Origin of the sequence: Balneola sp. (assembly GCA_003712055.1) — a bacterium.
Classification (GTDB): Bacteria; Bacteroidota; Rhodothermia; order Balneolales; family Balneolaceae; genus RHLJ01.
In genome coordinates this window covers 330223-344912 of the sequence record RHLJ01000001.1, presented here as the reverse complement: position 1 = coordinate 344912, position 14690 = coordinate 330223, and the positions used below count along the sequence as shown (strand labels likewise).

The following is a 14690-nucleotide window of genomic DNA, read 5'->3' as shown; positions in this document are numbered from 1 at the left end:
TTCCGAAATGAATTCGGAATGACGGTTAAGGGAAGACCTGCATTACCAAAGCTATTTAGTTTTATCCGGGTTTTGAGTAAGTAAAGCCTGATAAAGACAATCCAAGTTCTGAAGAAAATTGATCAATTAGATCTTTCTTGTAAGGAAGGAGGTTTTTCTGGTTGCCCTCGAAAAGTTCTTGAATCAAGCGGTTATTGAGTATGAAATTTTGAGCATATTCACCAAATTCTTCTTTCATAAGCTTTTGGATGCGGGAATAGTATTTATTTTTAGCCTGCTTAAGAGCCCGCTGAAATTCCTGAACCTTTTGATATTCTTCTCTGGATAATGAATTGAAGGCTTTTTTCTTTTTTGATAATCCTTTCTCGGAAGCTTCAGAGATAGACTTCTGTAATACCAGGTTAAACTCTTCCTGTGTAGTTTGATTTTTTAGAGTTGGATGAATTCCATGTTGTTTTAGCCATTTATTTACGGCGTCAGGTTGATGGGCTAATTTATGTAACCACTGCTTATCAAGTACTTTAAAGGAGGGACGGTTTAAGTTCTCTGCCTTTTGTTCTCTGAGTTCAATGAGTTTGGTGTATACATACCAGTGAAATTCGGAAAACCCTTTCTTATCCTTTTCCTTTAACACAGATTTGTGTTTTTCACCGGAATAATCAGAAGCTTCAATTGATTCATTCTCCTGGATTACCCAATCTTGCATTTTTTTCTTCTCTACATTTTCAACAAGCATCTTTTTTAGATCCAATAAAAAGAGTACATCATTAGCTGCATATTTTAGTTGATCCTTACTTAAAGGTCGGGTAAACCAGTTACTCTGTTGAGAACCTTTATCTATATTAATCTCAAGAATCTGATTGAGCAGCGTATTGAGAGAAGTAGGAGGGAAGTTTAATAACGAAGCTGCAATTTTGAGATCATAAAGACCTTTTGGTTTACACCCAAGCAAATGTAGAAGTCTCAAATCCTCGCTGAAGGAAAAGCAGATTTTCCTAATCGAAGGATCTTCAAGTACAGGAAAAATAGCTGAAACATCTACTGATAAAGGATCTATTAAGAAGCATTCTTCCCCGGTATATATTTGCATTAAGCACAGATTAAACCCATATCGAAATCGGTTTTTATCGAATTCAAGGTCTATTGCGAATTCCTTTTTCTGTGTTAGTGAAGAACAAACCTGGAGAAATGTATCTGAAGAGTTTACGTATTTATAATTCGACAATGTGATGATCTACTATTTATGCCCTTCTATTGCAAGAGAAAACCCAAGACCAAACATACTATAACTTGGACTAATATTTACGTTAAAATCTAAAGTAATTCTCAGTGAGAACCATCCTTTATCACAATCGAGGGTGTACTCATTTGATTACAAGGAACCTGCTCTTCAATTACATCTTGTGCTTCGATATCCGCAAAAGGAAATAAGATGATAAGTATGGACGGTATGAGAATCTTCTCAATGCTTTTAATCTAACGAGTTATAATTATCTGTGAATTTGATATGTATTTGGGAAAAGCAATGACCGGATTAACTCAATTTGCTCGGGAATAATGCTTTCAGCAAGAGCTTCTAAGCTTTGTTCCAATTGTTCTTCCGTTCGCAAGCCTAATACACTTGCAGTTACAGCAGGATTATCTAACACAAAAGCCATTGATTGAGAAACAGGGTTCCCTAATTCCTTCAATAATCGTTGCATGGCAAGTACTTGCTTTTCTGTATATCCCAGGTATTCTTTTGGGGGTTTATCAATCAAAAGACCTTGAGCTACAGCTCCACGTACAAGTACGGAGATATTGTTTTCTTTAAGAAGTTTGAAGGTTTCTTCTTCAGGTCTTCGATCTAGCAAGCTGTATTGACTCATCACACTTATCATATTAGACCGGCTAATCCATTCTCTTATTACATTCGGGCGAATAGATGAAATCCCATACTCCCTAATTTTTCCCTGTTCCTTGAGGAGCTCAAAGGCTTCAATGGTTTCATCGATAGGATCATCAGTGGTGCCTCCATGTAATTGGTACAAGTCAAGGTAGTCCGTTTGAAGGCGTTTAAGGGATTTGTCAATAGAGGAGAGGATATACTCTTTTGAAGGGTTCCAGTCCCAGCCTGAGCCATCTTCTCTCCATTGATTTCCGACTTTGGATGCAATAATTACATCACTGCGTATCTCCCTTAATGCTTTGCCAACCGTTTCTTCGTTCTGTCCCTTATTGTATAGATCAGCTGTATCGAAAAAGTTAATCCCCTTTTCGAAGGCATATCGAAGCAAGTTGGCATTATAGGAGTCATCTGTCCCAAGCGACATACACCCAAAACTGAGTTCACTTACTCGAATTTCGGAATTGCCAAGTTGATTATAGTTCATTTGTGTGATTTCTCAATTATCAATACTACAATTTTAAATTGATTGTTATTTGAATACTTGTTGATGCCCACATTTTGAGCTAGCTTCCAATCGAAATTTGCAATCAATTGACTTAAAATGCCTCGAATTTTTTTGCTAGCAGTGTTTTTATTCAGCTCATCAATATTCGCTCAAGATTCGGATGTTACTTACCCTCCTGAGTTTGACGAACCATTTCCGTTGTATACAAAAGCACTTGGTGACTTTGAGCGTCCTATTTCTTCGACCAACGAGATGGCTCAAAAGTATTTTAACCAGGGTTTTCAAATGATGTACGCCTTTACCAAAGAGGATGGAGCTAGGGCGTTCAGAGAGGCATGGAAAAATGATCCGAATTGTGCAATCTGTTATTGGGGAGAAGCCTGGGCCTGGGGATCCTATTTAAATGGAAAAATGAGGGCCTCGGAGTCTCCAAGAGCTTATGTTGCTATCCAAAAGGCGAAAGAACTGGCAGATCAGGGACATGCCTCAGAAAATGAGAAGGCTTTTATAGATGCTATGTTGGTTCGCTATGCCGAAGACTTCGATTCTGATGAACAAACCAGAAGAGATACTGCTTATGCTAATGCGATGAGAGAAGTGTATGAGCAATATCCGGATGACCTGGATGCTGGTACCTTTTATGGAGAAGCATTATTCCTGTTAGAACCCAGAAGAGGGACCAGAGATTTGAATGACCCTGATTTACAAAAAATCCATGAGGTATTGGAAAGTGTATTAGAACAGGATATTAAGCATGTCGGAGCCTGTCATTTGTACATTCATGCTACAGAATCTACCACTGATCCTGGGTTAGCAGAGCCTTGTTCGGAATATATTGGTACTTCGATTCCGGGAGCCAGCCATATCAATCATATGCCTTCTCATACCTGGAATGAGATTGGGCGTTGGGGTGATGCTGTTCGTGCTAATATTATGGCCTGGCATTCTGATCAAAAAGCAGCGGTAGGCGAGGGCTTTGCAATTTACCCAAGTCATAACCTTCATATGCTACTATTTGCGGCTTCTATGGATGGACAAAGTGGGGTAGCCACTCAAGGCGGTCGTGATTACACCAAGCTGACTGGAAATCATATGTACGAATCACTTACACTCATTCGGTTTGGTCGGTTTGATGAAGCCCTAAAGGTCGAAAAAACAGACGACAAAGATATCCCCGAGGGTATGTGGGAGTTTTCAATGGGTTATGCTCATTTAAAGCAAGGTGACATCGAAGAAGCTGAAGAATATTTAGAGGAAGTATTGAAAAAAGCCGAAGAGTCTACCTCAAGATTTCGTTTTCACCCTGCGGATAACTTGCTGGGAACTGTTGGTGGAATCCTGGAAGGAGAGATCCACTTAACAAAAGGAGATACTCTCAAAGCAATCGAAGCCTTTGAGCGAGCCGTTGAGTTCGACGACGCCTTACAGTATGATGAGCCTGAACCATTACCCTTTGCAGCCAGGCATTGGCTGGGAGCTGCACTTCTCGAATCAGGTGATTACGCAAAAGCAGAGGAGGTTTTTCGGGCTGAACTGGAAGATCATCCGAATAATGGGTGGTCTTACTTCGGGTTGTTAGAAGCATTGGAAGGGCAAGGGAAAACCGATTCAGAACTAGAAGAAGCCTTCGAAAAAAGCTGGGCCCGATCCGATACCTGGATAAGAGGGAGTAGGTTTTAGGTTTTTTATTTGTCATCCTGAGCATACCTGCGAAGGATCTAAGCGGCTTCAACCCATATAGATCCTTCGCTTTCGCTCAGAATGACCTATAAATACTACTCATCCTCTTCAAAAAACTGAACACCGTACTTCGCACCTGCTTCATTCAACGCGTAAAGTACCCCTTTAGGATGTTCCTTATAAGAAGCTTCATTGGTTCCCATCTCGTCAAACATTTCCTCAAGACCAGCTGGAGAAAACAGGATAATCATCTTCGCATCCTTATCTGATTCATTCCTGAATCTGTGCCGTACTCCTTTGGGTACATTCAGAAAAGTTCCAGGATCAGCAACAGCGGTTTTACCTTCTGCATAAAAGGTGATTTCACCTTCCAGGATATAAAACAACTCTTCTTCCCTGGTTTGAATATGAGGAGGAGGGCCGCCTCCGGGAGGAACCACGCTTAAATTGGCAAAGTATTGTCCGTCTGTTTCTTTACCGGTTGCCAGGTAATGATATTCATCACCCGCACCATAAATCACTTTATGGTCATCATTTGGCTGAACAACAGTTATCGAATTACTCATGGTTGTTATAAATAATAGTTAATGCTTTAGAAGGGCATTGCGCGACCTGCTCAATGATTTGATCTCTGGTAGCTCCCTGAGGAGTAATCCAGGGTTTATCTTTAGGTTTGAATACTTCTGGTAACCCTCTGGCACAATTTCCAGCATGGACACAAATAGATGGATCCCAACCAATTTTTATATCTCCTTTGCGGTAAGTTTTCATAATTCTAAAATCAGGTGGTGATTAATTGTTCTGCATCAGTTGCGGTAACGAAAGCTTCAAGCTCAGAGTTAAAGCTCTCTCCAAGTTCTTGATCGAGAATTCCTTCATTTCTATCAAAATTCTTGTTGAAAAAGGGGAGAGAGAAGGAAGAAATAGGCTTACTATTTCCGAATTTAAAGCTCGTTGAGGCCGTATTTAGTACCGTTTTTGCTCCCCGGCCTCCTGGTGAAGTAGATAAAAGCAGCATCGGTTTATGCTCCCAGGTACTTCCTTCTAACCTGGAAATCCAGTCCATAATATTTTTAAAGGCAGCAGTATAAGAGCCGTTATGCTCAGCAAAGGAAATGATCAGGCCATCAGCTTGTTTTATTTCCTCTTTAAATCTTTTCGCAGGTTCAGGAATACCTGATTCACGTTCTCTGTCGATGCTGTAGATTGGCATTTCGAAGTCATTGAGATCTAACATAGTTACCGCAGCATTTTCAATAGTATTAGCTGCAAATTCGGCGAATGCTTTATTAATAGATGTTTTACTGCTGCTTGCTCCGAAAGCAAGAATTCGTTTCTTCATATCAGTTTGATTTCAGTTTAATAATAAGAGAGGAGAGACTATCCAATTCCTCCGGGCTAAGGTTGTCCATCATGGGGTGATGGAGCTCGTCTACTTTTTTATTTAATGTTTCCAGGAGTGAGCTTCCTTCTTCGGTAATAGTTATGTCCATCTTTCGACGGTTTTCAGCACATTCTTTTCTATCCACAAGTCCTTTGATAATTAGTTTATCAATAAGACGGGTTATGTTGCTGCTTTTTTGAACCATGCCTTTTTGGATGGTTTCAACAGTTAAGGGGGAGCCTTTAGCTCCTTTTAGAATCCTAAGCACATTGAATTGAGGTTCCGAAATCCCAAACTCTTTGAGTTCTTTCGTAACCTGGTCGGTAATCCAATGGCCAGTGGTTATGATTTGGTAAATCGCTGAATAATATTGTTTACTCATATGTATACAACTATTGTATGTACAATAGTTAAAATATGTTGATTTATTCATTTATTCAAGACTCAATTAATCAGGTCATGCTGAACTCGTTTCAGCATCTGTTAAAGGAAATGCTTTGATAAAGCTAGTGCTATATCAACGTTCAATTCTCTACAGATCCCGGGTCAAGCCCGCCTTCCAAAGACTTGTTCGGCGGACAGGCCCGGGATGACGTAGAGGGGAATGAGAAGAAAAAAAAGAGTCATCCTGAGGCTACTGCCGAAGGATCAACGGAACTAGTTGATTCTTCGCTTTCGCCTGCCTTTGCCGAAGCGGCTTCGCGTAGGCGGGCTCAGAATGACTTTAAAAAAGAATCAATACAACTCATACTCCAGCAAACGGCACTCAATAGTAAAGTTGTAGAATTCCAGTCTGCGGTTTGAACGAAGGCCTACTTTTTTGGCTAGTTATACTTAGTCCATTGAGTAATGGTGGATGAATAAAGAACCAAAGCTTCAGCCATTGGGCTAATAGTAAAATCGATAAGCCTAGGCTCGTATCGGAATTCATTCTCCTCCTTTATGCTGGAGGTACCTAATCTAATCAGCCTCTGAAGTTTCCTTGCTGTTTTATAATCCTCTGCCAAGACAGCATTACCAAGAGCAAACTCATTTGCCGGAATACTAAACCCTGCTAATATTGGCCCTGAGTCGATATCACCAATATCTGTAGTTGAAACATTATGCCTCTCTTTAAATAACCTTAGGACTCCAAAGTTTCTACTGAAATGTCTCTTATAGTTGGCATATAAATCTTTGGCATAATCTGCATCAAATTGATAAATAAACATGATGCTCCAACCAAGCATTGATCCCCTTGGCTCTTCTTCAGCTACACCGCTATGAGGGTCAATAGTACTGTAAAGAACACCGGTTTCCTCATTAATAAAATGCTTCTTTGAATACTCTACCCAATCATCACTCACACTATCATATGAGCTTCCTGTGTTCATATCATGTAGCTTAAGCGAGGCTAGTGCAACGGTATTATCTGGAATCCAGATAGAGTAGGGATAAGACTCAAGACTTAAGAACTCAGTATCTCTATATCGCTCATACAGCGACTTTGATATTCTGTCGTTTAACCTGTTGTAAGTAGTATCATTAGATATCAATCTTAGGTTACCCAGCATCAAATTCAAATGCCCCAGGTACAAAACAGAATAGTCAGGAATAGAGTCAGAAATTAGTTTCTCATATTCTATCCCATAATTCCCATATATCTTGTTATCCAGAACTTTATTTATTGATTCTTTAATTAGTGGAACTACTTGTGCATTAAATGTAGAATCATTTTGGGCAATATTAGTAAAGGCATAGGTCGAGAAAGAATAAGAAAAGAGCATCCATTCATGATTTTCATATCCCAATTCTTCGATTTCAGAGTTAGAATCTAAAGGTTCTGTAATTACCCGCTCCAAATAATTTACCCTAAGTTTAATCTCTTCTTTTGATGGATATGAGTACTCCAGAAAAGATAATATTGTAATCCATGCTATTAGGACTATAGATATCGCGAGAAAAACTTTTTTCCAGATTTTCATAATACGAGTGTACTATTAATACAACTCATACTCCAACAAACGGCACTCAATAGTAGAGTTGTAGAATTCTAAACGGCGGTTTGAGCGAAGGCCTACTTTTTTGGCTAATCCAAAATTCCCGGTGAATACATAACCCCATTTACCCTGACAATCTCTTTTGAAGAAATCCCCAATCGCCCGATAAAGACTTTCAAGCTCAAGATCCTGACCAATACGTTCACCATAAGGAGGGTTGAGAATAACAGCTCCATCACCATAAGGGACCTCTGTATCCTGGAAATCACACACCCTAAATTCAATAAGATGGTCAACTCCGGCAGTCTTAGCATTTCGTTGAGCAGCATCTATGGCTTTTGGATCATTATCAGTAGCTAGAATCCGGCTATGATTTGGGAAATCCTTAAGAGATTGTTGCTTTAGTTCTGATCGAAGCTCATTCCATTCTGCTTCTTTGAATCCCAGAAGGTGCTTAATCCCATAATTCGGCCTAAGCTGTCCTGGTGGCCGGTTTAGAGCCATCAGTGCTGCTTCAATGGCAATGGTTCCACTTCCACACATAGGATTAATAAGATGCTGCCCCGGCTCCCAATTACTTGCCAGAAGGATAGAAGCCGCCAGAGTTTCCTTCATAGGAGCCGTATGATTATTCATCCGGTAGCCACGCCTTGAAATGGATTCCCCGGAAGTATCCAGGTAGATAGAGGCGTAATCTCCTTTCCAGAACAGAAACACCACTGCTTTGGATAAATCGGCACCGGAATCCGGGCGAGCGCCACGAGTCATTCTGATTCGATCTACAATGGCATCTTTTACTTTAAGGTTAGCGAACTGGGTATTTGTGATACTTTTATTCTTGATGAAAGAAGTCACGCTTACATAGCCATGCTTATCGATAAAGTTTTCCCAGGCGATACGTTTTAAGGCTTGTTCTAACTGCTCAGCATTTTCCGCTTTGAAAGAGTCCAATAGAAAATGAACCCTATGAGCTGTTCTTAGCATTAGATTCAGCTTCATACAATCTCTGAGAGAGCCTTCAATTTCAACACCTGCGATTCTTTCTTTAAGAACCTTATGTCCTAATAGTTCTAATTCTTTCTTTAAATAAGAATTGATGCCTTTAGGACAGGTAACGGAAATGGTGGAAGAGAGGGAGAAGTCGGCCAAGAGTCTGGAAAGGTGAGAGGCGATGAGGAGAGTTTCTCCTCATCACTTTATGAATTAGTTGATTGAAACGATCTCGATGTTAAAGATGAGGTCTTTGCCTGCAAGTGGATGGTTAGCATCAATAGTAACCTCTTCATCTTCAACTTTGGTAACCTGGCAGGGAATAGGTTGTCCATCTGGTTGGTTGAGTTGTAGCTGTAAACCAACAACTGGTTCCATATCAGCAGGAAGTTGTGATTTCGGGATGGTTACTTCCATCTGAGGATTGTGCTCTCCATAAGCTTCAGTACAAGGAATTTCTGCTTTAGTAGTATCTCCAACCTGTAGTCCCATCACCGCTTTTTCAAATCCTGGGATGAGTTGCCCAGCTCCCATAGTAAATTGTAGCGGGTCTCTGTTTTCTGAAGAATCAAATACTTCACCGTTTTCAAGAGTGCCCTTGTAATGGACCTGAACGGTGTCTCCGTTTTTTATAGTAGACAAATTATTCGTGTATTAAATATTAGCAATTGAAATGAGTGTCAAAGATACGGAACTTCGCTCTTAGATATTTGTTACCGAATTATGCCCATGTTAAGAGTAAATCCACAGGAAGTACTAAAAGAATCCAAAACCGTAGCGGTCATCGGTTGCTCACCTGATCCATATCGAACCAGTAATTATGCAGCAAGTTATTTGAAGAGAAAAGGGTATCAGGTTATCCCTGTGAATCCGAAGGAAAAGGAAATCCTGGGTGAAGTATGCTATTCGGAACTAGGAGACATTCCAGGCGATATAACCATTGATATTGTGAATATTTTTCGGAGATCTATTCATACTGAAGGAGTAGTTAGAGAAGTGATTGAGTGGAAAAAAAAGACGGGACAAAATCCTGTAATATGGACTCAGTTGGATGTTTCTTTTCCTGGAGCAGAACTATTAGCCGAGAAGGAAAGCCTTCCTTATATCCGCAATCGGTGTATCATGGTAGAACTGGATCATCTGCGGTGAGTGAATTAGGGATTCAAAATGAAAAATTTAAAATAGAGGAGCTCATTTTAAATTTTTCATCTTTCATTTTTAATTGCCCTACTTAAAATTCACGAACTGAAGTGGCACACCCATATCTTTGCCTTTCATATACTGGATTACAGATTGAAGGTCGTCGATCTTTTTGCCAGTCACACGAACCTGGTTGTCCTGGATTTGTGGCTGAACTTTCATTTTCTGATCCTTGATCTCTTTCACAATCTTTTTTGCCGTTTCCCGATCGATCCCTTCTTTAAGGATAACATCCATCTTAACTGCTCCATGAGAAGTTCCTTCTTCGGTTCCAAACTCCAGTACTTTTGAGTCAATGCCCCGCTTCACAAAATTCCGGATCAGCATTTCTTTTACTGCCTGCATCTTCATGCTTTCTGCTGCCACCAGGTGAATTCTGTTTTCTTTCTTTTGATAGTTTACTTCAGTAGTTAACCCCCTGAAATCATAGCGAGTGTTGATCTCTTTGAGTGTATTATTAACCGCATTATCTACTTCCTGCGCATTGATTTCGTTAACGATGTCGAATGAAGCCATGGTTAGAATTTTTGATTTTAAATTTTGAATTAAGATATAGATAATTCAAAATTTAAAATTCAAAATTCTTCAACCTTCTCTCTCATTTTTTTAGAAAGTAGGCGTTCGACCTCAGGTTGGTCTTCGGGAGGGATGAGTGTTTTGAAATGCTTAATTGAGCCTTCTAATTCATATTCAATTTCAAGGACTACTTCGGAGAACCATTGATAGTTAATCAAATTTTCCCAGTTAATGCAAGTATCGAGTAAGATGATTCCCTGTTCTCTGAATTCAGGAACCAGTCTTAACGTGATTCCCCATAAGCCAATTCCCAGGAAGGAGAGACCTGAAGTAACCCTTATGGGCGTAATGGCAAGATCGGTAAGTAATCCGGATCGATAGAGACTAAACAGGATAAGAGCCAGGGCTATAATAACCGGGACATATTCCGAAATAAAACTACGATGCACATAAACGATTTTGCCAGATTTAGTGCGGATTTGATATTGATTTAACGCGGCTCCTGAGAAAAACCCAAAAATAGAAGCATAAACATTGGTTATAATTGCTCCAGAAACAGCTTCAGAAAGAAGGTCAACTTTAAATAGATAAAGCATGATCGAGTAGGTCAGTATTCCTATAGTGATCGATACTAATACATTCCGGATGCTAAGGTCATGAATATGGAGGAGTCTTTTATACCCAAACCAAAGGCTTAAAAGAGATGTAATAAGAGTAGATAAAATTATCCAGATCATTGTTTTTTTGGACTGAAAACTATTGATAAATATAAGCGAGAAATTTGTTGTAGCTCAACTAATCTCTTTTCCTGGTCATTCTGAGGCTTACCGAAGAATCTAAATGGGTCTATGACTAGATCCTTCGCCCGCCTTCCGAAGTGCTCATACGGAGGACAGGCAGGTATGCTTAGGATGAACTCTTAAGAGGAAACAAAATGATTGCTATATTTATCACCATGAATTCTACAACACCTACGAACATTGAGGTAGATAACAAGCAACAGCTCCTGGAGATTACCTGGGAGGATGGACATAAGTCTGAATACCCGCTTTACGGACTTAGAAAAAACTGCCCTTGTGTTGCTTGCAGGGGAGGCCATGCAAAAATGAATGAATTTGAACCTGAAGCTTTTCTCATCGAAAATCCCCCATTAATGGATATTAAAGGCATAAAACCTATTGGGAATCATGCTATACAAATCACCTGGCTGGATGGACATAATGCGGGAATGTACCGTTGGGAAACGCTTAGGATGCTTGATCCTCAAGAAAAGTCCTAGCACTTTGTTAAAATTATATCTGTTCTTTGGAATGAGTGGAGTTCTTTTTCTATTTTATGGCGGGTCATTATTAGAATATGTATGAAAAAATACGTAGGTCTGGTATTAGTATTACTTCTGGTATTAGGGGGTAACAGAGTTGAGGCACGTCAACCTGTAGCCGATTCGCTTATTCAGTGGCTCCAAACTGATAATAGTATAGATACTTCTCGGGTGGACAATCTTAACGAGATCGTTCGCCAGATTTATAGAGGGTATCCGGATTCTGCAAGATCTTACGCCTTTCAGGCTCTGAGATTAGCAGAACAACTTGGTTACTTAAAAGGAGAAGCTAATGCATACAGAAGACTAGGGAGTACCTATTTTTCTCAGGATAAAAATGATAGTTCCATGTTCTATTTTGAAAAGTCACTTGAACTGTATGAGGAGCTTAATGATCCGGTAGGGATTGCTATCATCAATGCTTCAATAGGAACTATTTATGCTGTTACGGATAATTATGAGCCAGCTATTGAAAGCTTTTTGGAAGCACTGGATAGTTTTGAGAAGTTCGGAAATACACAGTCAATGGGGATTATGTATAACAATGTTGGGAATTTGTTTTTGGAACAGGAGCTGTATTCCAATGCAATGGAGCATTATCAAAATGCATTAGAGGTATTAAGTAATCCTCAATCTGAACCAGTCTTATCGATGGTTTACTCAAATTTAGCAATCACACAATATGAGATGGGGGAACTTGGAAAATCTCGTACTTCTGTTGATCTGGGAATTGAGAATGCATTGGAATATAGGCGTTTGGTCTATTTACCTGGCCTCTATACCACAAGTGGAAGGATCAAGAAAGACACTGAAGATTTTGATGGAGCGCTTGAGGATTTCAATCAGGGGCTTATATACTCCCGAGACATTGGAAATCAGGCTAAGGAAGCAGAAATTTTATATTACATTGCTATTATTGAAGACAAACTGGGAAGACCAGAAGAAGCAAAAGAACAGCTTACAATTGTACTTAAAACTATTGGTGAAGACGAGGATAAAGATTCAGAACTGGAGTTAGAAGCTTTTGATTTTATGGCCCAACTCGAGTTCAAGCTTGGAAACTACCGTGAAGCTTATCTTAATTCTGAGAAAGCTGGTGTGTTGTCAGATAGTATGTATTCAGAAGAAATGGCGGTAAGAATTTCGGAGATTGAAACTATTTACGAAACCGAAAAGAAAGAAGCTCAAATAAGAATACTGGAAGCTGAAAATGAACTAGCCAACTTACGCAGCATTGTTATAGGGGTTGTAGGCTTTGTTCTTATTATTTCGGTTTCTCTTCTGACACTGCTTTATTTCCGAAGAAAAGCTCAGAAGAAACGATTACAAATGGATTCATTAAAAACAGAACTCAAGCATTATGGAGTTCTTATCACCGAGAAAAACAGGTTTATTTCTGAAGTACAAAGCGACCTTGAGAGAATTAAAAGACATGTCTCTACTTCTCAGGGTAGGAAAGAGTTTTCTGATCTTATTTTTTCTATGCATTCGAACATGAAACTTACGGATGACGAGCCAATTCTCTTTTCAAAAATAGAACAGGCTAATGCAGGTTTCTTTGCAAAACTGGAAAACCTGGAGCGTGGACTTACTGCAAACGATATTCGAATAGCTTCTTTGGTAGAAATGGATTTGGGAAACAAGGAAATCGCTACAATTCTGAGTATTGATCCAAGAAGCGTTATTCAAGCAAAGTACCGACTGAAAAAGAAACTCGATATTTCGCAAGACACAGAGTTAAAGGAATATCTGAGTTCAATGGTTTAATGATTGATCTTTAGTTGATTAAAAATTGAATTCGCTTTTCAAAGCGGAAATGGCTGCATGATAGCCGCTCATTCCATGTACACCACCACCAGGAGGAGTAGAGGAGGAGCAGATATAAACTCCATCAATGGGGAGGGTATAGGGATTCCATTTTATGATTGGACGACCAACAAGCTGCTTAAAGAATTGCGCTCCACCATTAATATCACCGCCGATATAATTCTCATTATAGGCATTCATTTGTTGCGCATTCATGGTATTGTAAGAGATGATGGTATCCCGAAACCCAGGAGCGTAGCGCTCGATTTGATTTAGGATGTCTTTGGTGCAATCCCGGTCTGAGCCATTTGGTACATGGCAATAGGCCCAAAGGGTATGTTTACCTTTTGGAGCTCTTGTGGCATCAAATAAACTAGGCTGGGAGAGAAGTACATAAGGTTTTTCGGCGTAATTACCTTTCCATGTTTCCCGTTCTGAATGAGCAAGCTCCTCCAGTGTTCCTCCAAGATGTACAGTGCCTGCTTTACCACAGCCTTCATTTAACCAGGGCACTGGTTCAGAAAGTGCGATATCGATTTTAAAACAGCCCGGACCATAGGTGTAATTTTCATATTTCTTCTTAAATCCATCGGGTAATTCATCAGCACAAATCCGAGCGATTTGATGAGGAGTTAAATCAAAGAGTACCGCTTTTGCTTTAGGTACTTCGGCTAGTTTTGTAATTCGGTTTCCGGTTTCAATCACTCCACCTAGACTTTTAAAGTACTCTGCCATGGACGTAGTAATTCTCGAAGAACCACCTTTTGCGATCGGCCAGCCTACCGCATGCAAGGTAATAGAGAGAACTAATCCAAAAGAGGCTGAGAAGGCTTTTTCGAGTGGAATAATACTATGGGCAGCCATTCCCGCAAAAAAGGCTTTGGCCTCTTTAGTTTTAAAGAGTGAGTTAGCTAAATGCGTAGTTGAAAACATTCCATACCATCCAAAACGAGCCATGGTAAGTGGGCTTTGAGGATTGCGAAGAGTCCCGAACAAATCATTTCTTAGAGAATCCCAAACCTCAATAAAGTCTTTAAAAAGTCGTTCGTAACTTTGAGCATCTGTTCCGAGGCCTTCCAATGTTTTGGTCATGGAGCGATACCCAAGAACAGCTTCTCCATTTTCCAAAGGATGAGCCGCTCCAACTTCAGGATGGATCCATTCTAGTCCATATTGATCTAATGGGAGGGTAGAGAGAAAAGGGGAGGCAACAGCAGTTGGATGTACTGCGGAGCAAACATCATGATGAAATCCAGGTTCTGTAAGCTCTTTAGTGCGAGTACCTCCACCAATGGTATCCTCAGCTTCAATCACCTTAACGGATAAGCCTTCCTGGGCTAAGCGAATCGCTGCTGAAAGTCCGTTGGGTCCCGAACCTACAACTACTGCGTCGAATTCTGGATTGGTGATTTTGCTCAAAA

17 protein-coding genes and 1 pseudogene are annotated in these 14690 nt (G+C 40.0%); 5 read left to right on the top strand and 13 right to left on the bottom strand.

Annotation, left to right across the window (positions count from 1 at the left end; translation table 11 throughout):
- Positions 1-61: 61 nt before the first annotated feature.
- Together ED557_01575 and ED557_01570 are read right to left on the bottom strand one after the other, a co-directional pair.
- On the bottom strand, positions 62-1234 hold the full coding sequence (locus tag ED557_01575; protein RNC85488.1) for a ribonuclease D: 1173 nt from the start codon (positions 1232-1234) through the stop codon (positions 62-64).
- Positions 1235-1490: 256 nt separating this feature from the next.
- Positions 1491-2372, bottom strand: coding sequence for an aldo/keto reductase (locus ED557_01570; GenBank protein ID RNC85487.1), 882 nt, complete (start codon positions 2370-2372; stop codon positions 1491-1493).
- A 117-nt stretch (positions 2373-2489) separates the two neighbouring features.
- On the opposite strand from ED557_01570, the gene ED557_01565 reads away from it, so the two are divergent.
- A complete protein-coding gene (locus tag ED557_01565; GenBank protein RNC85486.1) occupies positions 2490-4073 on the top strand; it encodes a hypothetical protein in 1584 nt (527 codons plus the stop codon).
- Positions 4074-4168: 95 nt separating this feature from the next.
- Here ED557_01565 and ED557_01560 read toward each other — a convergent pair whose 3' ends face one another.
- From ED557_01560 to ED557_01545, 4 genes are read right to left on the bottom strand one after another with little or no spacing between them, the layout of a single operon-like run.
- Positions 4169-4639, bottom strand: a complete 471-nt coding sequence (locus tag ED557_01560) for a cupin domain-containing protein (protein RNC85485.1) — start codon at positions 4637-4639, stop codon at positions 4169-4171.
- On the bottom strand, positions 4632-4844 hold the full coding sequence (locus ED557_01555; GenBank protein ID RNC85484.1) for a (4Fe-4S)-binding protein: 213 nt from the start codon (positions 4842-4844) through the stop codon (positions 4632-4634). Before ED557_01555 ends, ED557_01560 begins: the two co-directional genes overlap by 8 nt.
- 10 nt (positions 4845-4854) lie before the next feature.
- A complete protein-coding gene (locus tag ED557_01550; GenBank protein RNC85483.1) occupies positions 4855-5415 on the bottom strand; it encodes an NADPH-dependent oxidoreductase in 561 nt (186 codons plus the stop codon).
- A gap of 1 nt (position 5416) precedes the next feature.
- Positions 5417-5839 (bottom strand): MarR family transcriptional regulator, encoded by a 423-nt coding sequence (locus tag ED557_01545; protein RNC85482.1) that lies wholly within the window; start codon positions 5837-5839, stop codon positions 5417-5419.
- A 185-nt stretch (positions 5840-6024) separates the two neighbouring features.
- Here ED557_01545 and ED557_01540 point away from each other — a divergent pair, with 185 nt between their 5' ends.
- On the top strand, positions 6025-6261 hold the full coding sequence (locus tag ED557_01540) for a hypothetical protein (protein ID RNC85481.1): 237 nt from the start codon (positions 6025-6027) through the stop codon (positions 6259-6261).
- A gap of 20 nt (positions 6262-6281) precedes the next feature.
- On the opposite strand, the gene ED557_01535 is transcribed toward ED557_01540, so the two are convergent.
- The 4 genes and pseudogenes from ED557_01535 to ED557_01520 all read right to left on the bottom strand — a co-directional run bounded on the left by ED557_01535 (position 6282) and on the right by ED557_01520 (position 9068).
- A complete protein-coding gene (locus tag ED557_01535; GenBank protein RNC86138.1) occupies positions 6282-6686 on the bottom strand; it encodes a hypothetical protein in 405 nt (134 codons plus the stop codon).
- Between the two features lie 27 nt (positions 6687-6713).
- Positions 6714-7421 (bottom strand): annotated as a pseudogene (locus ED557_01530) (hypothetical protein).
- Between the two features lie 15 nt (positions 7422-7436).
- Positions 7437-8585 (bottom strand): class I SAM-dependent RNA methyltransferase, encoded by a 1149-nt coding sequence (locus ED557_01525; GenBank protein ID RNC85480.1) that lies wholly within the window; start codon positions 8583-8585, stop codon positions 7437-7439.
- Positions 8586-8639: 54 nt separating this feature from the next.
- Positions 8640-9068 (bottom strand): peptidylprolyl isomerase, encoded by a 429-nt coding sequence (locus ED557_01520; GenBank protein ID RNC85479.1) that lies wholly within the window; start codon positions 9066-9068, stop codon positions 8640-8642.
- Between the two features lie 81 nt (positions 9069-9149).
- Here ED557_01520 and ED557_01515 point away from each other — a divergent pair, with 81 nt between their 5' ends.
- A complete protein-coding gene (locus ED557_01515) occupies positions 9150-9575 on the top strand; it encodes a CoA-binding protein (protein RNC85478.1) in 426 nt (141 codons plus the stop codon).
- Between the two features lie 78 nt (positions 9576-9653).
- Here the strand turns inward: ED557_01515 and ED557_01510 are convergent, their stop codons facing one another.
- Positions 9654-10142 (bottom strand): YajQ family cyclic di-GMP-binding protein, encoded by a 489-nt coding sequence (locus tag ED557_01510; protein ID RNC85477.1) that lies wholly within the window; start codon positions 10140-10142, stop codon positions 9654-9656.
- 59 nt (positions 10143-10201) lie between these two features.
- Positions 10202-10879 (bottom strand): hypothetical protein, encoded by a 678-nt coding sequence (locus ED557_01505; GenBank protein ID RNC85476.1) that lies wholly within the window; start codon positions 10877-10879, stop codon positions 10202-10204.
- A 218-nt stretch (positions 10880-11097) separates the two neighbouring features.
- On the opposite strand from ED557_01505, the gene ED557_01500 reads away from it, so the two are divergent.
- Together ED557_01500 and ED557_01495 are read left to right on the top strand one after the other, a co-directional pair.
- On the top strand, positions 11098-11421 hold the full coding sequence (locus tag ED557_01500; protein ID RNC86137.1) for a DUF971 domain-containing protein: 324 nt from the start codon (positions 11098-11100) through the stop codon (positions 11419-11421).
- Between the two features lie 81 nt (positions 11422-11502).
- Positions 11503-13230, top strand: a complete 1728-nt coding sequence (locus tag ED557_01495) for a hypothetical protein (protein RNC85475.1) — start codon at positions 11503-11505, stop codon at positions 13228-13230.
- A gap of 18 nt (positions 13231-13248) precedes the next feature.
- On the opposite strand, the gene ED557_01490 is transcribed toward ED557_01495, so the two are convergent.
- Positions 13249-14688, bottom strand: coding sequence for an NAD(P)/FAD-dependent oxidoreductase (locus ED557_01490; protein ID RNC85474.1), 1440 nt, complete (start codon positions 14686-14688; stop codon positions 13249-13251).
- Positions 14689-14690: the final 2 nt, after the last annotated feature.

What these genes read in the sequence shown, in the direction of transcription:
- ED557_01570 (RNC85487.1), bottom strand. Translation starts at nt 2,372, where the DNA reads ATGAACTATAATCAACTTGGCAATTCCGAAATTCGAGTAAGTGAACTC.
- ED557_01565 (RNC85486.1), top strand. Translation starts at nt 2,490, where the DNA reads ATGCCTCGAATTTTTTTGCTAGCAGTGTTTTTATTCAGCTCATCAATA.
- ED557_01560 (RNC85485.1), bottom strand. Translation starts at nt 4,639, where the DNA reads ATGAGTAATTCGATAACTGTTGTTCAGCCAAATGATGACCATAAAGTG.
- ED557_01555 (RNC85484.1), bottom strand. Translation starts at nt 4,844, where the DNA reads ATGAAAACTTACCGCAAAGGAGATATAAAAATTGGTTGGGATCCATCT.
- ED557_01550 (RNC85483.1), bottom strand. Translation starts at nt 5,415, where the DNA reads ATGAAGAAACGAATTCTTGCTTTCGGAGCAAGCAGCAGTAAAACATCT.
- ED557_01545 (RNC85482.1), bottom strand. Translation starts at nt 5,839, where the DNA reads ATGAGTAAACAATATTATTCAGCGATTTACCAAATCATAACCACTGGC.
- ED557_01535 (RNC86138.1), bottom strand. Translation starts at nt 6,686, where the DNA reads ATGCTTGGTTGGAGCATCATGTTTATTTATCAATTTGATGCAGATTAT.
- ED557_01515 (RNC85478.1), top strand. Translation starts at nt 9,150, where the DNA reads ATGCCCATGTTAAGAGTAAATCCACAGGAAGTACTAAAAGAATCCAAA.
- ED557_01510 (RNC85477.1), bottom strand. Translation starts at nt 10,142, where the DNA reads ATGGCTTCATTCGACATCGTTAACGAAATCAATGCGCAGGAAGTAGAT.
- ED557_01505 (RNC85476.1), bottom strand. Translation starts at nt 10,879, where the DNA reads ATGATCTGGATAATTTTATCTACTCTTATTACATCTCTTTTAAGCCTT.
- ED557_01500 (RNC86137.1), top strand. Translation starts at nt 11,098, where the DNA reads ATGAATTCTACAACACCTACGAACATTGAGGTAGATAACAAGCAACAG.
- ED557_01495 (RNC85475.1), top strand. Translation starts at nt 11,503, where the DNA reads ATGAAAAAATACGTAGGTCTGGTATTAGTATTACTTCTGGTATTAGGG.